Here is a 24,063-nt window from a genome sequence, read left to right as displayed (position 1 = left end):
ACGGCTGCACAAAATTCGAAACCAGCTGAAAACCAGACCACCACACACGGGGGTGCGCAGGGTCCAGCCATAATTTCAACCAATTGAAAAACAATCGGTATCAACAAACTTGGCACACTATTGAGTTCTCAAACAACAGACCCCCCAAAACATCACCCACAGCACACCACAAAGCAGCGCACCCAACAGGGCCATTGGAAAAGAAGAGTTATTTTTTGGCCGCCTACCGAACCGTACACACCTTCCGGCTTTCCGTTTCGCACCCGGCGACTCAGAAAACAATACACGCCCCACACCCCCAACGCAACTCCACCCCCAACCCCACCCCACACACCCCCAAAACCCACACCAAACCGCCGTCGAACACTGCTCTCTAGCGGTCCATCAGCGCGCGCATCGCCGCGATGACCGCTACGGGATCCTCCTCAGCCATGAAGTGGCCAGTGTTCACCGTCATATGTTCTAGATCCGGCGCCCACGCACCCCATAGTGCGCCGGCGTCGTAGCCCAACACTGCTCCCCAATCCTGCTGCATCACAGTGACTGGCATGGCCAGCTTGCGTCCGGCGTTCCTGTCGGCGCGATCATGCACGACGTCGATTCCGGCAGAGGCCCGGTAGTCCGCAACAATCGAAGGCACGGCCTCGCGCGATGCCTTGAGGTACTCCTCCCGGTACTTTGGCGGAATCGCGTCAGGATGCGCAGTCCACCCATCAAGGAATGAGGCAAAGAAGGAACCAGCTGTGGCTTCGATCATGGGCTCCGGGATCCCGGCCGGCTGGGCCATGAGGTACAGGTGCCACGCCACTTTGGCATCCGCACCCCGGAGGATGTCCCACATATCCAACGTCGGGAGCACGTCCAAGGCCAGAAGGTGAGTGACCGTATCGGGATAGTCCAAGCCGGTACGTACAGCAACTAAGGCACCGCGGTCATGGCCGGCAAGTGCGAAGCGATGATGCCCAAGCGCCCGGGCAGCTGAAACGATATCCGCGGCCATCGTCCTCTTGGAGTACGTGCCCTCGCTCGCCTCTGCCGGTTTGCCGCTCCCCCCGTACCCTCGAAGGTCCGGGCAGATAACCGTGTGGTCCGTCGCCAAATCCGCAGCGACATGCCTCCACATGAGGTGCGTCTGCGGGAAGCCATGCAAAAGTACGACGGCGGGCCCGCTGCCTGCCACCGCAACGTTCAGTTCGACGTCGGGTGCTACAGGTACACGGTGATAGGTGGCCTCGGGCAGCAGTGTCAAAGTCAATGGGGTCTCCATTCGTTGTTGGTAGAACCACTCTCCAGCCAGCGAATCAGCAGCCAATCAGCTGAGCCACGGCGGGCAACAGTCGCCGTGTGATGTCTTACCTCCTCACTACGCTTGACCCGTGACTAGTGTGCAGATCCAAGTTCTCGGTCCCATCCAGGTGAGCGTTGATGGAGACGTGCGGGAACTCTCCAAACGCAGGCACAGGGAAATCCTTGGGATACTCGTGTCACTGCGGGGCCGCGCCATCTCGACGGCGTCACTCATGGAAGAACTGTGGAACGGTACCCCGCCCACCGGAGCTGTCGGAGCCATCCGTACCTTTGTTGGTGAACTTCGCCGCATCCTTGAACCCGATCGGCTACCCCGCACCCCGCCCTCGGTCCTCGTCACGATTGGTGGCGGGTACGCTCTGCGGCTCGATGTGGACGCCGTCGACGCCTGGCGCTTCGATTCGTCAGTGAACAGCGCAGTTGGAGCCACTCCCGACGAAACTGAATCGCGGTTGTCCACAGCCCTCCGGGAATGGCAGGGCAACGCCTTTCAAGAATTCGCCGAGCGGCCATGGGCGCTCCCTGAGGTAAGGCGATTGACTGAACTGTGGCAGACCGCCGTCGAACGCTGCGCCTCATTGCATTTGGACCGCGGCCGTCCAGCCGACGCGGTGACCATGCTGGAAGCACAGGTGGAGGAGAATCCTTGGCGTGAAGACGGATGGCGCTTGCTCGCGCTGGCACTTTACCGAAGTCGCCGCCAAGGCGACGCACTGGCGGTCCTTCGGCGGGCACGCAATCAGCTTGCCAACGAACTCGGTCTGGACCCCAGCCCCGCACTCGTGGACCTGGAGAGCAGAATTCTCCGTAGGGATTCGCAGCTGTCCCGCCCAGAACCCCTCGGTTTGGCAATGACCGCCACCGCTTACTCCAGGAGCGGCACGAGGGCTCAGCTGGAAGTCTCGAATGCGGTGTTGGGCAGCTTGGCCGTCGCCGGCGATCTTCAGACAGCCCGCATCCAACGCCTTGCGGCTATCCAAGCCGCTGCAGACCTGAACGATCCCGACCTCGCCGCCCGCATCATTGGAGGCTACGACGTACCTGGGATATGGACGCGCACGGACGACCCCGCTGCGGCGGCCGTCGTGATTGCCGCTGCCGAGGATGCGCTTGCCGCCAACCCGGGCCTCAGCGACCGAAGCCGCGCCCGCCTCCTGGCCACGATAGCCATGGAATCCAGAGGCACAGGCGGTCGCCGTTCGGAGGCCGGCGAAGCGGAGGCGATAGCCAGGCGATTGGGAGACGCGCAGCTGCTCTGCTTCGCCCTCAGCGCCAGGTTTATGCAAACGTTCGCTGCGGCCGGTCTGGCAGCCCATCGCGCCGACATTGGACAACAGCTGATAGCAACAGCGTTCGACGCCGATTCGCCCACCTTTGAGATCAACGGGCGGCTGATCCGTATGCAGGCCCTGTGTGCTCTGGACGACATCAGCTCGGCCAGCACCGAAGCCGATGCAGTGGAGGAACTGGCCCTACGGCACGAGAGACCGTTGGCAACCGTGTTCACCCACTGGTTCCGGTGGACTTTCCTCGGCGGCCGCCTGCCGCCTCCCTTGCCGACGGAAATGCCTGGCTTCGCCGACGGAATCGCGGCTTTGGCCACCCTTGGCCGGGAGTTGCGCGATGCTACTGAATTGGGCAGTGGGGAACTCAGCGACGGCAATTTTGGCCCGTACGAACGCTGGGTTCGGCCCCTCTTGCTGATGAGGACAGGTGCTCGTGGCGAGGCAACTGAAGGTCTTCGGCGCCTTCCGGATCCCCCAAAGGATCTGTTGCTCGAGGCGACCTGGTGCATTGTCGCCCAGGCGGCCTGCGAACTGGGCGAGCCGTCTGTGATCCGCAGGGCATTGGGTGCCCTGGAACCGGCCAGAGGGGAACGGGCTGCCGGAAGCGGCGTGGTGGACCTCGGCCACGTTGATCACTACCTTGGGATGCTCAAGGCGGCTGCTGCGTCGGGTGTTGGGTGTTGAATGGGTGGGGCCTGCGTGGTGGTTTCGTTTTGGTTGTTAAATGCGGGGAGCCCCGACCATGGGTGGTCGGGGCTTCCCGTGAATGGTTGTCCGGCGGTGTCCTACTCTCCCACACCCTCCCGGGTGCAGTACCATCGGCGCTGTGGGTCTTAGCTTCCGGGTTCGGAATGGGACCGGGCGTTTCCCCCACGCTATGACCGCCGTAACTCTGTTACCCGTCCAGCAGGGTTCGGGGCCCTGGTGGTGGGAAATCTGGTGGTTACAACTGTGGTGTTGTTATGTAGTTGTTTGGTTCCTGGAACGGTTGTTGTTCGGGAACCACATAGTGGACGCGTGCAGTGTGTTGTGTGGTGTAAGTTGTTGGCCTATTAGTACCGGTCAGCTTCACGAGTCGTTAGTCCTCGCTTCCACATCCGGCCTATCAACCCAGTGGTCTGGCTGGGGGCCTCTCACACATGATGTGTATGGAAATCTCATCTTGAAGCGAGCTTCCCGCTTAGATGCTTTCAGCGGTTATCCCATCCGAACGTAGCTAATCAGCGATGCACTTGGCAGTACAACTGACACACCAGAGGTTCGTCCGTCCCGGTCCTCTCGTACTAAGGACAGCCCTTCTCAAATTTCCTGCGCGCGCAGCGGATAGGGACCGAACTGTCTCACGACGTTCTAAACCCAGCTCGCGTACCGCTTTAATGGGCGAACAGCCCAACCCTTGGGACCTACTCCAGCCCCAGGATGCGACGAGCCGACATCGAGGTGCCAAACCATGCCGTCGATATGGACTCTTGGGCAAGATCAGCCTGTTATCCCCGAGGTACCTTTTATCCGTTGAGCGACGGCCATTCCACAATGTACCGCCGGATCACTAGTCCCGACTTTCGTCCCTGCTTGAGATGTCTCTCTCACAGTCAAGCTCCCTTGTGCACTTACACTCGACACCTGATTGCCAACCAGGCTGAGGGAACCTTTGGGCGCCTCCGTTACTTTTTAGGAGGCAACCGCCCCAGTTAAACTACCCATCAGGCACTGTCCCTGACCCGGATCACGGGCCGAAGTTAGATGTCCAAAGTGACCAGAGTGGTATTTCAACGATGACTCCACCCGAACTGGCGTCCGGGTTTCAACGTCTCCCACCTATCCTACACAAGCCACTCCGAACACCAATACCAAACTATAGTAAAGGTCTCGGGGTCTTTCCGTCCTGCTGCGCGTAACGAGCATCTTTACTCGTACTGCAATTTCGCCGAGTTTATGGTTGAGACAGCGGGGAAGTCGTTACTCCATTCGTGCAGGTCGGAACTTACCCGACAAGGAATTTCGCTACCTTAGGATGGTTATAGTTACCACCGCCGTTTACTGGGGCTTAAATTCTCAGCTTCGCCCGCAAGGGGCTAACCGGTCCTCTTAACCTTCCAGCACCGGGCAGGAGTCAGTCCGTATACATCGTCTTGCGACTTCGCACGGACCTGTGTTTTTAGTAAACAGTCGCTTCCCCCTGGTCTCTGCGGCCCACACCCGCTCACGGAGAGCAAGTCTCCATCACGGGGCAGGCCCCCCTTCTCCCGAAGTTACGGGGGCATTTTGCCGAGTTCCTTAACCATAATTCTCTCGATCGCCTTGGTATTCTCTACCTGATCACCTGTGTCGGTTTGGGGTACGGGCGGCTAAAACCTCGCGTCGATGCTTTTCTTGGCAGCATAGGATCACCGGATCCCCCCATACGGGGGTCCCATCAGATCTCAGGACCGTGATTGAACACACAGGAACGGATTTGCCTATCCCTGACCCTACATCCTTAGACCGGGGCAACCATCGCCCGGCCCGGCTACCTTCCTGCGTCACACCTGTTAATACGCTTACCTCCCGGGATCAGGTCCCGCGCTCGGCCAAAACCCACACACCACAAGGGTGGGCGGGCAGGCTCCGGGCGGTTAGTATCCCCCGCTTGGCATGGGCGGTTTTTCGCCGGTACGGGAATATCAACCCGTTGTCCATCGACTACGCCTGTCGGCCTCGCCTTAGGTCCCGACTTACCCAGGGCAGATTAGCTTGACCCTGGAACCCTTGATCATTCGGCGGACGGGTTTCTCACCCGTCTTTCGCTACTCATGCCTGCATTCTCACTCGTGTAGGCTCCACCGCTGGTTTCCACCGCGACTTCACTGCCCACACGACGCTCCCCTACCACTCCACACCCCTGAACCACGAAGGCTAGGGCATTATGTGAAATCCACAACTTCGGCGGTGTACTTGAGCCCCGCTACATTGTCGGCGCGGAATCACTTGACCAGTGAGCTATTACGCACTCTTTCAAGGATGGCTGCTTCTAAGCCAACCTCCTGGTTGTCTTCGCAACTCCACATCCTTTCCCACTTAGCACACGCTTAGGGGCCTTAGTTGGTGGTCTGGGCTGTTTCCCTCTCGACTATGAAGCTTATCCCCCACAGTCTCACTGCTGCGCTCTGACTTACCGGCATTCGGAGTTTGGCTGACGTCAGTAACCTTGTAGGGCCCATCGGCCATCCAGTAGCTCTACCTCCGGCAAGAAACACGCAACGCTGCACCTAAATGCATTTCGGGGAGAACCAGCTATCACGGAGTTTGATTGGCCTTTCACCCCTACCCACAGCTCATCCCCTCCATTTTCAACTGAAGTGGGTTCGGTCCTCCACGACGTCTTACCGTCGCTTCAACCTGGCCATGGGTAGATCACTCCGCTTCGGGTCTAGATCACGCCACTACACTCGCCCTATTCAGACTCGCTTTCGCTACGGCTACCCCACACGGGTTAACCTCGCGACGTAACACTAACTCGCAGGCTCATTCTTCAAAAGGCACGCCGTCACAACTACTATGCGATCACTCGCGGTTGCTCCGACGGATTGTAAGCACACGGTTTCAGGTACTGTTTCACTCCCCTCCCGGGGTACTTTTCACCTTTCCCTCACGGTACTGGTCCGCTATCGGTCATTAGGAAGTATTTAGGCTTATCAGGTGGTCCTGACAGATTCGCACGGGATTTCTCGGGCCCCGTGCTACTTGGGATACTCCCCAGGCCGTGCACAACATTACGGTTACGGGGCTCACACCCTCTCTGGCCGGCCTTTCAAGACCGTTCACCTATGCCTGCACCTCACCTCACTGGTCCGGCAGAACCAGAACGGAAAGTCCCACAACCCCGCCCATGCAACGCCCGCCGGCTATCACACATGGAAACGGTTTAGCCTGATCCGCGTTCGCTCGCCACTACTAACGGAATCACTATTGTTTTCTCTTCCTGCGGGTACTGAGATGTTTCACTTCCCCGCGTTCCCCCCACGCACCCTATGTGTTCAGATGCGGGTCACACAATCACTTTTGACAGCGTTGTGCGGGGTTTCCCCATTCGGACATCCTGGGATCAACGCTCGGTTATCAACTCCCCCAGGCTTATCGCAGATTCCTACGTCCTTCTTCGGCTCCTAATGCCAAGGCATCCACCGTGTGCCCTTAAAAACTTGACCACACAAAGATCAAAAACTTACTCGAGAGAACCATGCGCCACACAGGCCCAAGGTTCATTCATAAGAAATTGCTGTAAGAACACACACACCAACCACCCCACCCAAAAGGTAAAGACGATCAGCCACCGTGTGTGTTCTAGATGCTCGCGTCCACTATGTAGTTCTCAAACAACAACCCCGTCAACCAGACCACCACCACCCCGCAAAAGCGGACAGATGGCAAGTACCGGAAGCAGGAACAAAAGAAACACCAGAAGTGCCCCCCTGCATTGCTGCAAAAAGGTCCTGTTGCCTCAGGACCCAACAGTGCGCCAAACACAACCCCCACAACCGCACGCCCCGGCAGCTTTCCTGACAACACCACACCCCCAAAAAGGGACACAGATGCTGCCGTACTGACACCAGGACACAACCGGTAAAGGCCATGCCAAACAAGTTTGATTCGTTGATATTCCACCCATGAGCACCCACCGCAGAACAGACGCCTGCGCAATGGGCAACACTGACAACCCGTCATTCACCCATGCAGGCAAACAACACAGCTGTTAGCAGCTCCTTAGAAAGGAGGTGATCCAGCCGCACCTTCCGGTACGGCTACCTTGTTACGACTTAGTCCCAATCGCCGGTCCCACCTTCGACGGCTCCCCCCACAAGGGTTAGGCCACCGGCTTCGGGTGTTACCAACTTTCGTGACTTGACGGGCGGTGTGTACAAGGCCCGGGAACGTATTCACCGCAGCGTTGCTGATCTGCGATTACTAGCGACTCCGACTTCATGGGGTCGAGTTGCAGACCCCAATCCGAACTGAGACCGGCTTTTTGGGATTAGCTCCACCTCACAGTATCGCAACCCTTTGTACCGGCCATTGTAGCATGCGTGAAGCCCAAGACATAAGGGGCATGATGATTTGACGTCGTCCCCACCTTCCTCCGAGTTGACCCCGGCAGTCTCCTATGAGTCCCCGCCATCACGCGCTGGCAACATAGAACGAGGGTTGCGCTCGTTGCGGGACTTAACCCAACATCTCACGACACGAGCTGACGACAACCATGCACCACCTGTAAACCGACCGCAAGCGGGGCACCTGTTTCCAGGTCTTTCCGGTTCATGTCAAGCCTTGGTAAGGTTCTTCGCGTTGCATCGAATTAATCCGCATGCTCCGCCGCTTGTGCGGGCCCCCGTCAATTCCTTTGAGTTTTAGCCTTGCGGCCGTACTCCCCAGGCGGGGCACTTAATGCGTTAGCTACGGCGCGGAAAACGTGGAATGTCCCCCACACCTAGTGCCCAACGTTTACGGCATGGACTACCAGGGTATCTAATCCTGTTCGCTCCCCATGCTTTCGCTCCTCAGCGTCAGTTACAGCCCAGAGACCTGCCTTCGCCATCGGTGTTCCTCCTGATATCTGCGCATTTCACCGCTACACCAGGAATTCCAGTCTCCCCTACTGCACTCTAGTCTGCCCGTACCCACTGCAGAACCGGAGTTGAGCCCCGGTCTTTCACAGCAGACGCGACAAACCGCCTACGAGCTCTTTACGCCCAATAATTCCGGATAACGCTTGCGCCCTACGTATTACCGCGGCTGCTGGCACGTAGTTAGCCGGCGCTTCTTCTGCAGGTACCGTCACCTTGCGGCTTCTTCCCTACTGAAAGAGGTTTACAACCCGAAGGCCGTCATCCCTCACGCGGCGTCGCTGCATCAGGCTTTCGCCCATTGTGCAATATTCCCCACTGCTGCCTCCCGTAGGAGTCTGGGCCGTGTCTCAGTCCCAGTGTGGCCGGTCACCCTCTCAGGCCGGCTACCCGTCGTCGCCTTGGTAGGCCATTACCCCACCAACAAGCTGATAGGCCGCGAGTCCATCCAAAACCACAAAAGCTTTCCACCACCATGACATGCGCCAGATGGTCGTATCCGGTATTAGACCCAGTTTCCCAGGCTTATCCCAGAGTCAAGGGCAGGTTACTCACGTGTTACTCACCCGTTCGCCACTAATCCCCCAGCAAGCTGGGATCATCGTTCGACTTGCATGTGTTAAGCACGCCGCCAGCGTTCATCCTGAGCCAGGATCAAACTCTCCGTTGAAGTAAAACAAAACCAAACAGACACAACCACACCCACCGGAAATAACGGCAAACGCGGCTGCACAAAATTCGAAACCAGCTGAAAACCAGACCACCACACACGGGGGTGCGCAGGGTCCAGCCATAATTTCAACCAATTGAAAAACAATCGGTATCAACAAACTTGGCACACTATTGAGTTCTCAAACAACAGACACTACCGGCACCACCAAAACCCCCAACAGGGTCCCAGGATCGCTCCGGAGCAACTTTTCAAACTTACCCGATCAACCGGATCTTCGCAAATCGGCGTTTCCGCGATTTTTGATCCAAGTCCCGGCCCCACCCGGCACAAGGCACACTCAAAAGCGTGCCATTTTCCAGGCTGTCATCAAGGGGGTCGGCCCCCGCGGTTCTCAGCTCCAGGCTGTCTCACTCGCGGCGACTCAGAAGACATTACACGCCCATAAGCCCTGGCACAAATCCACCACAACACCACCCAAAACCCCGCAAACACGGGCCAAGAACCCCCATCGAGACGCCAAGCCAGCCAAAATCCGCTAAAAGCAACCCGAGTGAAGCCCGTCACAAGACCCAACCACCCCGCCAACCCAAAGGCCCGCGCCCGCGCCGACCACCGCCGTCGAACGTTCTAGATGAGAGAGCGATGCCCCCAAACCCGAGGGACCTGAGAGAGCGATGCCCCCAAACCCGAGGGATCTGCGAGAGCGTCGGAAGGAGCGGTGGTCATCCGGCAGCGCGCGTCTAAGGGAGGAACGACCGAGCGCGCAGAGGATGACCACCGCTTCCCCCACTGACACGCACGCTTAAACGCAGAAAAGGCCGGCAACCATTACGGTTGCCGGCCCTTTCAGAGCTTCGTGATTACCAGGAAGACTTGGTGATGCCCGGGAGCTCACCGCGGTGAGCCATGTCGCGGAAGCGAACACGGGAGATACCGAACTTCTGGAGCGTGCCGCGGGGACGGCCGTCGATCTGGTCGCGGTTACGCAGACGGATCGGGGAGGCGTTGCGGGGCAGCTTCTGCAGGCCGAGGCGTGCAGCTTCGCGTGCTTCGTCAGTCGCGTTGGGGTCAACCAGGGTCTTCTTCAGTTCGAGACGCTTGGCAGCGTAACGCTCAACAATGACCTTGCGCTGCTCGTTGCGAGCAATCTTTGACTTCTTTGCCATGTGTTTAGCGCTCCTCTCGGAATTCGACGTGCTGGCGGATCTTGGGGTCGTACTTCTTCAGGACCAGACGGTCCGGATCGTTACGACGGTTCTTGCGGGTTACGTAGGTGTAACCCGTGCCCGCGGTGGACTTCAGCTTGATGATCGGACGTACGTCCTTGTCCTTTGCCATTAGAGCTTTACTCCTCGTGCCAGGATGTCGGCGACGACTGAGTCGATGCCGCGTACGTCGATTGTCTTGATGCCACGTGCTGACAGGGTCAGCGTGACGTTACGGCGCAGGGACGGAACCCAGTAGCGCTTCTTCTGAATGTTCGGATCGAACCGGCGCTTGTTGCGACGGTGCGAGTGCGAAATGCTGTGTCCAAAGCCCGGCTCGGCTCCGGTCACTTGGCAGTGTGCTGCCATGACTCTCCTCCAAAGATTGAATGTAACGGCGTGCAGATGTTCCTGCGTTGCCGTGCGACAGGCAGCGTCCGCATCCGGGTCCAGACCATTTCGGTAGTTTCCGCAGCAAGTGCGGCGAAGAAGGTTGGCCTCAGGACCGCACAGTGATGAACACTGGAACAGATCCTGGGATACCGGGCGAATACAGGAATGCACGCAACTTGAGCCCCTAACTACCGGCCACCGGGATGTCGGTAAACCGACACTCACCACTAACCGGAGCAATTGCACACGATCCGCACTACCTAGCGCCTAACTATTCTACGGGTCAGGCCAAATTAAGACCAATCCGGCATCATAAGCCCTCGGAGCCCGCGAGCAATACAGCCGGGTCGAGTGTGGCGGATGGTATCTAGAGCGGCCTGATCAGTTCGGGGTATTTCGGGCTCAATCCGTCGCCGGAAGACACTCCCCGCACACGGCGGGCAACCCATGGCGCCGCGGATTCCCGGAACCAGCGCGCGTTGGCTTTCAGGACATCAACGCGGTTCATCAGACGGACCGGGGCCAGTTCGGGAATCTCGATGACGTGCTCGTGTTCGAGGACATCCAAGACGCGCTTTGCCATGTTGACGTGGCCGGCGGTGGACATGTGCATCCGGTCCTCACCCCAGAGGCGCCAGTCGTCGTACTCATCGAACCGCCAGTAGTCCACCAGTAAGGCACCGCGGTTTTCAGCGATTTCGCGGACCAGTTCGTTGTAGATCGCAGTGCGGCCGCGCATGGCACTGAAGACCTTCGAGCCCTTCGCGTCAAAGCCCGTGAAGAGGACCACGGTGGCGCCGGTCGCGCTTAACTTGGCGATGCCGGCGTCGTACTCCTCCAACAGCGAGTCGATATCGATCTTGGGTCGAAGGATGTCATTGGCCCCCGCGTAAAGCGTCACCAGGGTGGGCTCCAAGGCGACCGCGGCATCCACCTGCTCGGCCATGATTTGACGGAGCTTCCGGCCGCGGATGGCAAGATTCGCATAGCCAAAGTCCGCGTTGCTGTGCGCAAGTTGCCCGGCCACGATGTCAGCCCAACCGCGAACGCCGTTGGGGCGGGCGGGATCGTCGTCTCCGACACCCTCGGTGAAAGAGTCCCCCAGGGCAACGTAACGGGCAGCAAAATCCATGCCGTTAGTCTGCCACTTCAAGGCTCAAGGCAACAAAGCAGCACTAGGAATCCCGCAGGATCCAGTGGTTGTTGTCCAAGCGGGCAACAATTTTCTCGCCGATGCGCGCAAGGTCTGAGACGTCTTCGGGACTGAGCGAATCGAGCATCAGCGTGCGCACTGATTCCACATGTCCCGGGGCGAGGGACACGATGGTGGACATGCCGGCATCGGTCAGGTGGGCCACGGTAACACGGGCGTCGCCTGGGTGCGCTTGCCGTTCCACCCAACCGCGTTTCTGCAGCTTGGTGACCACGTGGGAAAGACGCGACAAGGAGGCACTTGTGCGCGCGGCGAGCTCGCTCATGGGAAGGTATCGGCCCTCGGTTTCGGAGAGCATCGCAAGGACGTTGTAGTCGAACAGGGACAATTTTCCGGCCGACTGAAGTTGCGTGTCCAACGCCGAGGGGAGCAAGGTGTTGATGCTTAGGAGGGCCAGCCAAGCACGGCGTTCGTCGGCGTTCAGCCAGCGGGGTTGAGTCATGCCTCCATCTTATGAGAATTCGCTACTCACTTAGGTCCTGACCCCGGCCCAGGCGATAGGCTGACGGCATGTTTGTCGTCTCATTGACCTACAAAGTTCCCGACGAAATAGTCGACTTCCACCGCCCGGGACATATGGCCTGGCTTAAGGACGCGTTCGACGCCGGGACCTTCCTTGCGTCGGGCCGTCGCGTCCCAGCCACCGGTGGTGTTCTGCTCTCCAAAGTGGACAGGGCAACGCTGGAAGCTTCCCTGGCCGAGGACCCGTTCTACAGCAATGGGGTGGCCGAGTTCGAAATCATCGAATTCACGGCTACCAGCGTGGCCGAGGGTTACGAAAACCTGCTCGATAACTGAGTTCCCGCGCGGGCGGTACCCAACCGTTCGGGCAGCACCACCGGCATAAGTTCCGGCCACCGCGCCCCCAGACGGTCACCGCTTGAGACGCCGCGGAACCGACGCGAAAGCCAAGGCCCGACGTCGCGCCTCAGCCAGGCGACGTCGTCGGCGACGTTTTCGGCGAGGGTCCGCGGACGGGGAGCGGCGAGCGTTGGTGAGGTCAGCGAGTGGGGGGCCCCGAGGACTTCGAGGACTTTCTTGGCCATGTAGCTGTGGCCCGGGGTGGACATGTGCAGGCGATCCGGGGCCCACATTCGCGGGTCCTGAAACTTCTCAAAGCACCAGTAGTCCACCAAGAGCGCTCCGTACTTTGCGGCGATACGCCGAATGTGGCGGTTGTAGATGGCGGTGCGCAATTTGAGCGGTTCGAGCAGGGGCGACAAGGGAACGTTGTATCCCGTGAACAGCAGGACCGTGGCTCCGCTGGCCTTGATCCTTTTGACGGCAGCCTCGTAATCCCGGATCAGTTGTGCCATGTTGAGCCTTGCCATCAGGAGGTCGTTCCCACCGGCGTAGAAGCTGACCAGCGTAGGATTCATGGCCAGTGCGGGCTCGATTTGCTCGTTGATGATCCGCTGGAGACGCCGGCCACGAATGGCAAGATTGGCGTATCGCACGGTTTCGTCGTGTCTTGCCAGTTCTTCGGCCACCCGGTCCGCCCAGCCCCGGCAGTTGTTGGGGAGCCTGAGGTCGTTGTCGCCGACACCCTCAGTGAAGGAATCGCCGAGGGCGACAAACCGGATCTGATCTTTCACTGTGCCGACTCCCGGTCTTTCATGAACTTTTTCAAGCCGCCCTTGCGCGGAACCTTCACGGGCCGGGGCCAGCGTGGGCTGATGGAATCCCCCAGGGTGACTCCACGTAGTTTTCTCCCGAACAGCGGGACCACCCAGTCGTTGACCCAGCGGCGCTGCCGGCGCTCCCATTCGCGCATGGACATTCGGGTGGGCGGGTCCCATTCCTTCGGGGAGATCTTGTGCGGGACGTTGAGGTGATCCAGCACTTGGGCGGCGAGGTATTTGTGTCCTGCCTTTGACATGTGGAGTCGGTCCGGAGCCCACATCCGCGAGTCCTTGTACGCGTCGAAGCACCAATAGTCCACCAGGACTGCACCGTATTTGACCGCAACGTCGCGGACTCTTTGGTTGTACAGGGTGTTGCGCTTCTTGAAAGGCTCCAGTACGGCCGAGACCTTCACGTCGAACCCGGTGAACAGCACCACAGTGGCCCCGGATTCGCTCAGGCGCGCGACGAGCAACTCGTAGTCATCGAGGAGCGCGTCCATATCGGTACCGAAATCGAGGATGTCGTTGCCGCCCGCATAGAGCGTGATGAGCGTCGGTTCCATTGCCAGTGCGGGCTCGAGCTGTTCGTCGATGATGTGACGGAGCCTTTTACTGCGGACCGCCAGGTTGGCGTACTCCCAGCCCGGCTGCGCCTTGGCCAACTTCTCGGCAACCCGGTCGGCCCATCCGCGGACCCCATTGGGCAGGACCTTACTCGGGTCCCCCACGCCTTCGGTGAAGGAATCCCCGATGGCGACATACCGCCGTCGAACCGTACTCCCGTCCCCGAATTCCTCCCGCACCCCACCGAAACTACCCGCCCCCGGTTAAGCCCGAACCAACCCAAAGTGAACAAGCCAACGGGAAGTGAGAGAGCGACCGCCCCAAACCCGAGGGAAGTGAGAGAGCGCCGGAAGGTGACCCGCGCAAGCCGCAGCGGCGGACGAAACGGAGGAGGCTTAGCCCTCCGCCTTGCCGCGTCGCCAGTAACCCATGAATGCAACCTGCTTGCGGTCAATTCCAACGTCCCGCACCAAGTACCGCCGCATTTCCTTGATCACGAACGCTTCACCGGCGATCCATGCGTAGAACGGCAGGGCACCTGCGGGAAGAGTGGGGTTTTTGGTGGCTTCGATGGCTGCGGTGTCCATGCGCTGCGGGGTTTCCCAGAGGATGTCCTGGTCCACGTTGACGTCTTCGGGCTCGGGTCCTGCGGCGGTCCCGGCGCCCTTGATCCCTACCCAGCCCGGCACGGGAACGGCCTTGGCGACCGCTTCCTTGAGGAGTTCGCCGTGGGGACGTGAGCGTCCGATGGCTGCGCCACGTGCGAGCCAGGTGATCTCGATATCGGCCGCAGTGGAGATGTCTTGGAAGTCGCCGGCTTCGGGTACCTCGAGGAAGGCGTGGCCGGTCATGTCGGCGGGCAGGCTTTCGAGAATGGCGCTGATGGCGGGAACGGCGGTTTCGTCGCCGGCCAGGAGCACGCGCTGGGCCAGGCCCGGGCGCCACTCGATGCCACCGTAGGCGCCGGCGGTGGTGCACTGTGCTGCTCGGTTGTTGGGGCCGATGATGGTGATCGCGTCGCCAGGTTTCGCAGAAACAGCCCAGTTGGCGGCGGGTCCTCCGTGGCCTTCGTCGTCGAAGTGCATGACGAAGTCGATGTCGATTTCCGGGTACACGGCGTCAAGGCGCTCGGACCGGACGGTGTAGGTGCGCATGTCGCCGCGGATGGACGGATCCATGGCCAGCCATTCCTGGTACCAGCCGGCTTCTTCCATCTTGAAGGGAGGCAGCGGAATGACGTTGCCGGAGGCGTCGAAGGACGGGATCATCAACTTCACCCGGAGGTCCAGAGTGTCCCCTGCAACTCCGAAGCCGCGCAGTGAGTAGCCGCCGAAGGTGATGCGGCGGAAGTTGGTGCTGAGCTCCTGCACGGCCGTCACGGTGACGTCGAAGGCGAGGGTCATGGGCTCCACGGCGGCACTTGCTTTTGCCTGTGTCGGTTGTGCACTCATGAGGCGATCTCCAGTTCGTTGGTTGAAGCGGGGCGTGCGTGGTGGCGTCCGATGGGGACGATCAGCGGTGTGCCTGAGATGGGGTCCAAAACCACACGGGATTCCAGGCCGAAAACGTTGAAGACCAGTTCTTCTGTCACGACGACGGGCGCTGCCCCTTCGGCCACGATGCACCCGCCCTTCATGGCGATGACATGGTCGGCGTAGCGTGCGGCGAGATTGAGGTCGTGGAGCACGATCGCAACCGTGGTGCCTCGGCTGCGGTTGAGGTCTGTGATCAGGTCCAGGACTTCCACTTGGTGTGCGAGGTCCAGGTACGTGGTGGGCTCATCCAGCAGCAGGACTTCGGTTTCCTGCGCGAGGGCCATGGCGATCCAAACCCGCTGGCGTTGCCCGCCGGACAGTTCGTCGATGCTCCGCTCAGCGAGTTCAAGCGTGGCGGTGGCGTCGAGCGCGCGCTGCACCGCGGCGTCGTCGGCTGCGCTCCAGCTGCGGAAGAAGCCTTGGTGCGGATAGCGGCCGCGGCCCACGAGGTCGCGCACGGTAATGCCGTCCGGCGCGGTGGGATGCTGTGGCAGGAGGCCGAGCGTCCGGGCGAGTTCACGGGCGGGACGGGTGTGGATGTCCTTGCCGTCCAGCGTCACGGCGCCGTGGGCTGGCTTGAGCAGCCGCGACAGACCGCGCAAGAGGGTGGACTTGCCGCAGGCGTTGGCGCCCACAATCATGGTCACTTTGCCTTCGGGAATCTCGGTGGTCAGTCCCTCCACCACCTTGCGCTGCTCGTACTGAAGCGTGAGGTCCTTGGCATTAAGGATGGCCATGTCAGGCCTCCTTTCGGTTCGACGTGACCAGCAGCCACAGCAGGAAGGGGGCACCGAGGGCGCCGGTGATGACGCCGACCGGAAGGACGGTTCCGTCGAGGACGACGGGGGCGATGTTCGAGGCGAAGAAGTCTGCGAGCAGCACGATCATGGCGCCTGTGAGGGCCGACGCCGGGAGGCTGGGTTTGCGGACGATGCGGCGGGCGATCGGCCCGGCGAGGAAAGCGACGAAGGCTACCGGACCAGCCGCTGCAGTTGCGACGGCGGCAAGTCCGACGGCGGTCAGCACCAGTGCCAGCCGGGCGGCGTTGACCCTGATCCCGAGGCCGGCAGCGGCGTCGTCGCCGAGTTCGAGGATGCGCAAGGGGCCGGCAAGGGCAATGACGGCAGGGACCAGGATCAGCAGGGACACTGCGAGGACGCCTGCCCGATCCCAAGTGGCGGAGTTGAGGGAGCCGTTGAGCCAGATGAGTGCGTCGGCGGCGGTGCGGATGTCCGCGCGGGTCATGAGGAAGTTGACCACTGCGTGTAGTGCAGCGGCGATACCCACGCCCGCCAGGATGAGCCGGTTGCCTGCAGCGTTGCCCCGGCTGCCTCCGCCCGCGCCGGAACCGCCACGGGAGATTGCGTAGATGATGGCCGCGACGCCCAGCGCTCCGCCGAGGGCTGCACCGGAAACCACTGCTCCGGAAGCACCGAAGATCACGATGGCCGTCACGGCCGCCGCGCTGGCGCCGTAACTGATACCAATGATGTCCGGGCTGGCCAGCGGGTTGCGCAGCATGGTCTGGAACAGTGCGCCGGCCAAGCCGAAAGCGATACCGATCATGGTTCCAACTACGGCACGGGGCAGTTTGTGCTCCATCACGATGAAGCTGGCTCCGGGGATTTTCTCGCCGCCCGTCAGGTGGTTGATGACGATGGTCAAGAAGTCCGGGATGGTCACCGTGTAGCTGCCCAGGAGCACGTACACCGCGAACATAACCACGAGGGCGAAGCCCAGGAAGAAAGTGGGGCGCCGAAGTGACAGATGATGCCCATGTTTGTGGGAATTATTGGTGTTAAGTGCCAACTCGGGGGCGGATTTGAGGACCGTCACAGTCCTGCCCCCTTTCCGCGGCGGATGAGCCAAACGAAGACGGGAGCGCCAATGATGGCGGTCATGATGCCTGCGGGGACTTCACCGGGGAGAAGGATCACGCGGCCGATGATGTCGGCCGTGATCAGCAGGATGGGGGCCGCAACGGCGGAGAACGGCAGGATCCAGCGGTAGTCCGGCCCGGTCAGCGAGCGGACAGCGTGGGGAATGACCAAGCCGAGGAAGGCGATCGGTCCGGCCACGGCAGTGGCGGATCCACAGAGCAGCACGATTCCCAGCCCAGTGATGCTGCGGGCCAGCGTGACGTTTTGGCCGAGCCCGCGGGCGATGTCGTCGCCAAGGGCCAGGCTGTTCAGGATGCGACCGCCGGCCAGGGCAATCACGGCCCCGACTGCGAGGAACGGCAGCGCGGGAAGGAGGACGGACCAGTCACGTCCGCCAATGCTGCCTACCTGCCAAAAACGGAAACGGTCGAACGTGTCCTGGCTTGAAACCAGGATGACGTTCATCAGCGAGAACAGGCCGGCGCTCAGGGCCGCACCCGCAAGGGCTAGTTTGACGGGTGTCGCACCGTCGCGGCCCAGGGAAGCAACGGCATAAACCACGACGGCGGCCGCCGCGGCTCCCATGAAGGCGAACCAGATGTAGCCGGACAGCGAGCCGATGCCGAAAACGTAGATTCCGACGACGACCGCCAGAGCTGCTCCGGCGTTGAGCCCCAGGATGCCTGGGTCGGCCAGAGGGTTGCGGGCTACGCCTTGCATGGCTGCACCAGCCAGGCCAAGTGCGGCTCCGGCAAGCAGGCCCAGCACAGTGCGGGGAATCCGGGCGATCACCACAGCGTGGTTACCGTCGGCCGGATTGAAGTTGGTGAGGGCTTCCCACACGCTGTTGATGGGAAGTCCTCGCGCGCCGATCGCCAAGGATGCGGCGCAGACTGCTGTGAGTACGACGACGGCCACCAGCAGCCAAGCGGTGCGCTTGCCTGCGGTGCCGCGGGAGCCGGTTCCCCCTCCGGTTCCCGCAGTTTCAGGGGTGATGCCTCCCGGGCCAGCCGACACCAAAGTGCCGTTGCCCCGCCCCTGGACTGCCGCCGTCGTACTCAGTTTCATTGCAGTTACTTGCCCGCTGCGTCTGCTGCTTTACCCAGCTGCGGCAGGAAGGTGTCCAGCGCCCACGGCAGGCTCAGCGGCGAAGAAGCGGAGATGGCCAGCGTCAGGGTGTTGTCCGAATCGGCAACCAACGCGCCCTTCTTGACGGCCGGGATTTGGCCGAGCAACGGGTCAGCCTTGATGGCTTCGGCAGTGGTGGCGTCCGGAACCCACGTCACGAAGATGTCGGACTCGAGCTCGTTGGCCTTCTCGGCGGACCACGGGATGAAGAAGTCCGTGGACGTCTTGGTGTTCTCGGTGACTACCGGAGCCAGCTTCATGCCGATTTCGGAGAGGAAGCGGGGACGGTTGTCGATTGCGGTGTAGACGTTGGCGCCGTCACCCTTGGCGGGTTCGAGGTTGCCGTAGATGAAGGTCTTGTCCTTGATCTGCGGGAACTTGGAAACCTTGTCCTTGACGGTGGTTTCGGTGTCCTCGATCAGCTTCTTGGCTTCGGCTTCCTTGCCCAGTGCCTTGCCGATCAGGGTGGTGCTCTCCTGCCAAGGGGTGCCATAAGCGAGCTCAGGCTGCGCCACAACGGGGGCGATTTCGCTGAGCTTCTTGTAGTCAGCCTCTTCCAGGCCGGAGTACGCGGCCAGGATGACATCCGGGCTGAGCTTGGCGATCTCGGTGAAGTTGATGCCGTCAGCCTCGGAGAACTGGACCGGAGCCTTGTCGGTGCCAAAGCCGGCGCCGAGCTTCTCCAGTGCTGCATCCTTCCAAGGGGTAGAGCCCTTGTCGTTGTTGCCCCACTCGTTCTTGGGAACGCCAACCGGGACAACACCCAGCGCGATCGCGATGTCGTCGTTGACCCACGAGACGGTAACTACGCGCTTGGGCTGTTCCTTGATGGTGGTCTCACCAAAGACGTTCTTGATGGTCACCGGGAACGTTGCGGAGACTGCCTGCTCAGTTGCCGGAGCGGAAGTTGCGGGGCCAGTGGAGCAGCCGGTGAGGGTAAGAGCGACGGCGGCCAAAGCGGCCGTCGCGGTTCCTGCTGTTTTCAGCAGGGCGCGGCGTGGGAGAAGGGAAGCCACGGGACTCCTTAAGTAAGTGATGCGAACCTAAGTAAGGCTAGCCTAGCCTGCCGATAATTAAGAAACGTTTGCGTCACCTAATCCAACGCATGACCCAAATGAGATGCAGATCACACGCTCTCTCACATCCCGCGCCCTTCAAACAAACGCTCGCTCAGTGGACATCCGCCCGGAAGTTTTGAAAGTATTAGCGGCAGCGGACTACCGCTTCCAAGGATCACGACAAGGGGATGAGCATGCGCACTGTTTCAGTTGCTGCAGCCATGGTTGGCGAGGTGGCCATTTTGGCCTGCTTGGCACTCCCCCACACGTCGGCATCTCTTTAGGCTTTCAAGGCACCCGCTTCCATGGGGTCTCATTGCCCTGCCCACTAGCTGTTCCGTGATGACCGACGCTCCCCACCATCCCCCGCGCCCATCTTCAGTGCGCGGACGTCGACCATTCCGAAAGAAGCTTTGCCATGCAGAAAATCACTGCCCAACAGATCCGTTCGTCCTTCATCAACGCCAGTCGCTCCGAGGCAGCCAAGGCCAACCTCCCCCGCGACTTCGAAACCCTTGACTGGGACAACCTCGAGTTCCTGGGTTGGCGGGACGAAAAGATGCCCCAGCGCGGGTACCTCGTGGTTCCCCACCGGGGCAAGCTCACCGGGATCATGCTCCGCGCTCCCGAAGGTGGCTCCGGGAAGAGGCGCGTAGTCCTCTGCGAACTCTGCCGCGACGTGTTTTCGAAGGACGACGTTTACCTGTGGGTCGCCAAGAAAGCCGGACAATCCGGGAAGGACGGGAACACCGTGGGGACACTGATCTGCGCCGAGTTCGGCTGTAGCGCCAACGTGCGCAAGGAACCGCCCGCCAACGAGATTAACCCGGACCCGGCCGCCGTCGTAGTTCGACAAATCGCTGGGCTGGAGTCCAGGACCGAACAGTTCCTGGACCGCGTCCGCGCGAAGTAGCTCCAGAAACAAGCCCAAGTAGGTAGCAGCAGGTGCCGTTTAGAACCTTCAAAAGGGCATCATCTGCTACTTACTTGGGCCCGCCGGATAAGAGGTGACGTCAGCGCAGGACGATGTCCACGGGGTTGGCTTCGGACCGCCATGCACCGGGCTCGCCCGGTCCGGCGATAACCGGAGCCGTGAGCACGCCCGATCGATTGGTGCGCTTGTCCCGGAGGATCTCCGTGACGGAGCCGAGGTGCCTCGACAGATCAATCACGTTTTCCGGAGCCGCAAGGAGCAACTGGAACCCGAACTCGTGAAGGGCCTTGATACCGGCGCCCGCGAACTCCTCGGACGCCAGCACGAACGCCTCGTCCATCATCACAGTGCCATACGTCGTGAACCCCTGCTCGGCGATGCCCAGCTGGTAGCTCAGAGCCGCGGCCATGATGAACGCCGTGAAACGCTGGCGCTCACCACCGGACATGGAACCGGTGTCGGCGTGCATAAAGACTTCGGTTTTCTTCTTGCCGGACTTGGCAGCGCCACCGGCCTTCACTACCTCGCGGTGCTCCTTGCACTGAATGAACAGGTGTCCACGGACGTCCAGGACCTCAGCCCGCCAACGGCGATCCTCCGGAGTCTGCGATCCCAACCGCTTCACCAAGGTTTCCAACGACTTGTAGCGCGCAGTGAGCTCGGCGTCGTCGTCCATTTCGCTCGCCGAACCAGCGGCAGCGCCGCGCGACGGCCGTGTGTGCTTCGCCTTCAGGGCGTTTTGGATCGCATCCTTGAATTGCTTGGCCGTGGCCGGAAGTGTCTGCTTGATGTCCAGTTCCAGGAAGCTGCCCTCGTGGAAGTTCACCTCGGACAGGATGCCGTTGAGGGGCAGGATGCGGCTGGTGATGCTCCGGCGCTCCTCATCCAGCAAATGCAGGAGCGTGCTGAAGGACTCGTGGGTGCGTTGGTTGAAGAACAGCCGGAATTCGGCCTCTTGAGCTGGCAGGCCGTCGCTCACGATCGCGTGGTACCGGGATTCGAAGTCCCCGGCGGCGCCGATCGATGTGCCGTGATCGGCACTTATGGCACTTCCCCAGTCGCGCACGAATGCCTCGAACATGCGGGTCAGCCGCTCGGCCGTCGCTTGGCCGCGGGATTCCGCTGCATGCAACTCGTCGAGCAGCTTGTTGCGGACGCTGTTGGCGAGGTTGTCGAGCTCGTACAGCTCGGAGACTTCAGCGACGCCGGCGAAGTATGGTTCCAGCGCAGTGACGGTGGAACCCGACGGCGGTGCTTGCTCCAGCTTCAACCTCGCCGCATCGAGCAGGCCGTCCGCCGTGGTCATCTTGTGGTCCAGCGCCTTGTATTCGCTCTGCAGGACGGCGGCCGTACCTGTGGAGGACTGGTGCTTTTCCCGCACGGTTTCGATGTTGGCACGCAACGGCTCAAGGTCCGCCTGCGCGGCCAAAGCGTCCGTCAAGCGCTGTTCGATCCTGGCAAGTTCATCTGCGGCAACGGCTGCGGAGACCTGCTCCCACGGCCGCTCATCTTCAGCGACCCGGCGCAGCGCTTCGAGCTGACGGGCCATGCCTTGGTGCGAATCCTCGCGGCTCTGGGCAAGTTCCGCGGCCTTCAGGAGCTCGTTTTCCAGCTCGCCCACGCGTGCCGCAACGAGTTCGAGCTTTGAGGCGTTGTCGAATCCGAGGACGTAATCCTGGCGGCTCGTGAAACGGTCGTCCTTCTCCACGGTGTGCCGGTTGCGCTTGACCACGCCCCCCAAGCTCAGGCCCTTGTCCATCGATGCAAGCTCGTCCGGATCCTCGACGCACGGGTACGCGAAGTCCAAGGCGATCCGCTCGCGGATCCACTCTCCGGCGTCGGCATTGGCGCCCGAAGTAAGGATGCTCAACTTAGTCAAGAGGTCGCCGTCGGACACGTCCTCCACAGCAAGCGCGCCTCCGGCGAGCGGCTTGGACACATCGACGGCGCGGAGTGCGCCCCGGACGGTGTTGTCATTCAAGTAGCGGGTAACTGCCGGGAAGTGCTCGCCCGGAACCAGCAACGTGGTGGCGAGGTTGCGCAGCGCACGTTCGGCGGCCGGACGCCACTGATCCTGGCCCTCTGCCAGATCGATCAGCTCACCGCCAAAAGGCATCCGCTCTTCCGGGACGCCGGTCGCGGCCGCGATTGCAGCGCGGTTTTCAATGCTCGACGGCGGCAGCAGGGACTTTCGCGAACGGAGCGAAAGCAACTCCTGCTGGGCCGCGGCAAGCTCGCGTTTCTTTGTCGCGTGGCCGTCGAACGCCTCGAAACGAAGCTCCTTGAGCGCCTCGGAATCGTCCTTCAACTCCGCCGAGCGGGCTGCTGCCTGCTCATGCGCTTGGTCCCACCCCTCGGCGGACCACTCAAGGTTCAGTCCGGCGTCGGCCAACGCTTTCTTGGCCGAATCCTCAACTTGCTGACGCAACTTAAGGCCAACCCTTGCGTTCTCCAACGACTGCTCAATCGCCGAAATCGCGTTGCCGCCGCGGTTGTTGTAATCCAGCTCAAGGTCACGGAGCTCCTTGGCCAAGGCGTCCCGCACAGTTCGCTCGGCCGCCAGTTCCTGGGCCTTGGACTGAGCCAACTCCTTGAAACGCGCCAGCGTCTTGGCGTGCACTGTGACGGCAAGCTGCTGCTTGTAAGCCTCAAACTCCTCGCCGGTCAACTCCCGGAGACGGTTCGCGTCCAGCAGCGCTTGCGCGTACTCCTTGTTCAACCCCGGAACCGGAGCCAACTGGTCTCGCTGCTGCCGGACGTCCTCCAACCGCTGCCGAATCGACATCAGGTTGCTGAACTCCTCCACCACATCATCAGCGGCAGCCAGCGTGGCCGGAGCATCGAGCACCTGGTCACGGAAGAACGTATTCACGCTGCCGCCCAAACCCTTACCGGCCTGGATTACGCGAAGCAGCGGGAGCGCCTGGTCCGAGTTGATGCCCAGGAGCCTGCGGAACCTTTCGGCGAACGCCTTGTGCACGTCGAAGACCTGGCCGTCGGGGAAGATCGACTCCAGCGCGCCCTTGGTAAACCGCTTCTGCGCGATACCCTCAATGGCTTCAAGGTCCAACGGTTTGCTGTCGATCACGTAAAAGCGCCCGACACTCGACTCCGTGCCGTTCTTCGGCAGATCAAACAGCGCCGAAACCGTCACCTTCGTGCCGGCCGCGTTATCAAACGTCAGCGCGACGGCGGACCACGTGGCGCCCGGGCGCTGGAAGGCACTCGCCGAGCTGTCCCCCACCGCCTTATCACCCACCTTGCCGCGCATGTAAGTGAACGTGGTCCTCTTGTCCTCCACAGCACCGCCGGAACGCTGGGCAGCGGCCTCGTTCGAGCGCGGGCGGGCATCAAACACGCGGAGCATCGCGTCAAAGAGAGTCGACTTGCCGACGCCCGAGTTACCAGTGAGAAGGGTGCCCTTGCGGTCCACGTGCATGGTGTGCGCCCCATGGAAAGTGCCCCAGTTGACCACTTGGACCAAGGCGAGCCGCATCTGGCCGGGGTTGGTGAGCTCGCCGAGCGGGAGCATGCTTGCGATCGTCACTTGCCTGCCTCCTCTGTTGCCGGGTCGCCTATCGCGGCGGTACCGGACACATGCTCTGCATGCTCGCTCGTACCTCGCTTAGACGCATGCTGCCGCATGTCCCCGGAATCGCCG

The 24,063-nt window shown here is 61.2% G+C and carries 17 protein-coding genes and 3 rRNA genes; 3 read left to right on the top strand and 17 right to left on the bottom strand.

The features are described 5' to 3' along the window. Positions 1–373: 373 nt before the first annotated feature. The gene (locus AC0J5Z_RS04150) at positions 374–1,255 is read right to left on the bottom strand and encodes an alpha/beta fold hydrolase (RefSeq protein WP_475037621.1); all 882 of its coding nucleotides are present in this window, start codon (positions 1,253–1,255) and stop codon (positions 374–376) included. 121 nt (positions 1,256–1,376) lie between these two features. Here AC0J5Z_RS04150 and AC0J5Z_RS04145 point away from each other — a divergent pair, with 121 nt between their 5' ends. Continuing rightward, positions 1,377–3,278 (top strand): AfsR/SARP family transcriptional regulator, encoded by a 1,902-nt coding sequence (locus tag AC0J5Z_RS04145; RefSeq protein WP_475037619.1) that lies wholly within the window; start codon positions 1,377–1,379, stop codon positions 3,276–3,278. An 88-nt stretch (positions 3,279–3,366) separates the two neighbouring features. On the opposite strand, the gene rrf is transcribed toward AC0J5Z_RS04145, so the two are convergent. The 8 genes from rrf to AC0J5Z_RS04105 form a co-directional block, all read right to left on the bottom strand. Beyond that, a 5S ribosomal RNA gene (gene rrf / locus AC0J5Z_RS04140) occupies positions 3,367–3,483 on the bottom strand. Positions 3,484–3,625: 142 nt separating this feature from the next. Continuing rightward, positions 3,626–6,781 (bottom strand): 23S ribosomal RNA (locus AC0J5Z_RS04135). A 560-nt stretch (positions 6,782–7,341) separates the two neighbouring features. Beyond that, positions 7,342–8,864 (bottom strand): 16S ribosomal RNA (locus tag AC0J5Z_RS04130). Together the 16S, 23S and 5S rRNA genes form the textbook arrangement of a ribosomal RNA operon. A gap of 863 nt (positions 8,865–9,727) precedes the next feature. Further along, positions 9,728–10,033, bottom strand: a complete 306-nt coding sequence (gene rpsN, locus AC0J5Z_RS04125) for a 30S ribosomal protein S14 (protein ID WP_011776360.1) — start codon at positions 10,031–10,033, stop codon at positions 9,728–9,730. 4 nt (positions 10,034–10,037) lie between these two features. Continuing rightward, complete coding sequence (gene rpmG / locus AC0J5Z_RS04120) at positions 10,038–10,205, bottom strand: 50S ribosomal protein L33 (RefSeq protein ID WP_003798558.1); 168 nt, start codon at positions 10,203–10,205, stop codon at positions 10,038–10,040. Then, positions 10,205–10,441 (bottom strand): 50S ribosomal protein L28, encoded by a 237-nt coding sequence (rpmB, locus tag AC0J5Z_RS04115; protein ID WP_011776361.1) that lies wholly within the window; start codon positions 10,439–10,441, stop codon positions 10,205–10,207. Before rpmB ends, rpmG begins: the two co-directional genes overlap by 1 nt. Positions 10,442–10,832: 391 nt before the next feature. After that, positions 10,833–11,597 (bottom strand): SGNH/GDSL hydrolase family protein, encoded by a 765-nt coding sequence (locus AC0J5Z_RS04110; RefSeq protein ID WP_475037616.1) that lies wholly within the window; start codon positions 11,595–11,597, stop codon positions 10,833–10,835. 43 nt (positions 11,598–11,640) lie between these two features. Next, positions 11,641–12,120, bottom strand: a complete 480-nt coding sequence (locus AC0J5Z_RS04105) for a MarR family winged helix-turn-helix transcriptional regulator (RefSeq protein ID WP_091463442.1) — start codon at positions 12,118–12,120, stop codon at positions 11,641–11,643. A 68-nt stretch (positions 12,121–12,188) separates the two neighbouring features. On the opposite strand from AC0J5Z_RS04105, the gene AC0J5Z_RS04100 reads away from it, so the two are divergent. Then, entirely contained in the window at positions 12,189–12,476 is a 288-nt protein-coding gene (locus AC0J5Z_RS04100) for a YciI family protein (RefSeq protein ID WP_475037613.1), read from the top strand. On the opposite strand, the gene AC0J5Z_RS04095 is transcribed toward AC0J5Z_RS04100, so the two are convergent. The 7 genes from AC0J5Z_RS04095 to AC0J5Z_RS04065 form a co-directional block, all read right to left on the bottom strand. Continuing rightward, a complete protein-coding gene (locus AC0J5Z_RS04095) occupies positions 12,452–13,273 on the bottom strand; it encodes an SGNH/GDSL hydrolase family protein (protein ID WP_475037611.1) in 822 nt (273 codons plus the stop codon). The two genes, AC0J5Z_RS04100 and AC0J5Z_RS04095, sit on opposite strands and share 25 nt — an antisense overlap. Continuing rightward, the gene (locus AC0J5Z_RS04090; protein WP_475037609.1) at positions 13,270–14,106 is read right to left on the bottom strand and encodes an SGNH/GDSL hydrolase family protein; all 837 of its coding nucleotides are present in this window, start codon (positions 14,104–14,106) and stop codon (positions 13,270–13,272) included. Before AC0J5Z_RS04090 ends, AC0J5Z_RS04095 begins: the two co-directional genes overlap by 4 nt. A gap of 156 nt (positions 14,107–14,262) precedes the next feature. Next, complete coding sequence (locus tag AC0J5Z_RS04085) at positions 14,263–15,318, bottom strand: siderophore-interacting protein (protein WP_475037607.1); 1,056 nt, start codon at positions 15,316–15,318, stop codon at positions 14,263–14,265. After that, the gene (locus AC0J5Z_RS04080) at positions 15,315–16,139 is read right to left on the bottom strand and encodes an ABC transporter ATP-binding protein (RefSeq protein ID WP_475037605.1); all 825 of its coding nucleotides are present in this window, start codon (positions 16,137–16,139) and stop codon (positions 15,315–15,317) included. The genes AC0J5Z_RS04085 and AC0J5Z_RS04080 overlap by 4 nt, the downstream gene beginning before the upstream one ends. Position 16,140: 1 nt before the next feature. Continuing rightward, positions 16,141–17,121, bottom strand: a complete 981-nt coding sequence (locus AC0J5Z_RS04075) for a FecCD family ABC transporter permease (RefSeq protein WP_475039532.1) — start codon at positions 17,119–17,121, stop codon at positions 16,141–16,143. 113 nt (positions 17,122–17,234) lie between these two features. Beyond that, entirely contained in the window at positions 17,235–18,350 is a 1,116-nt protein-coding gene (locus tag AC0J5Z_RS04070; RefSeq protein ID WP_475037603.1) for a FecCD family ABC transporter permease, read from the bottom strand. Between the two features lie 5 nt (positions 18,351–18,355). Continuing rightward, on the bottom strand, positions 18,356–19,426 hold the full coding sequence (locus AC0J5Z_RS04065) for an iron-siderophore ABC transporter substrate-binding protein (protein WP_475037601.1): 1,071 nt from the start codon (positions 19,424–19,426) through the stop codon (positions 18,356–18,358). Between the two features lie 460 nt (positions 19,427–19,886). Between AC0J5Z_RS04065 and AC0J5Z_RS04060 the strand changes: the two genes are divergently transcribed. Next, entirely contained in the window at positions 19,887–20,381 is a 495-nt protein-coding gene (locus AC0J5Z_RS04060; RefSeq protein ID WP_475037599.1) for an FBP domain-containing protein, read from the top strand. Between the two features lie 100 nt (positions 20,382–20,481). Here AC0J5Z_RS04060 and AC0J5Z_RS04055 read toward each other — a convergent pair whose 3' ends face one another. Then, the gene (locus AC0J5Z_RS04055; RefSeq protein ID WP_475037597.1) at positions 20,482–23,949 is read right to left on the bottom strand and encodes an ATP-binding protein; all 3,468 of its coding nucleotides are present in this window, start codon (positions 23,947–23,949) and stop codon (positions 20,482–20,484) included. Positions 23,950–24,063: the final 114 nt, after the last annotated feature.

Source organism: Paenarthrobacter sp. TRD_SC_7, from assembly GCF_056156245.1.
This window is presented reverse-complemented; position numbering and strand designations above follow the sequence as displayed.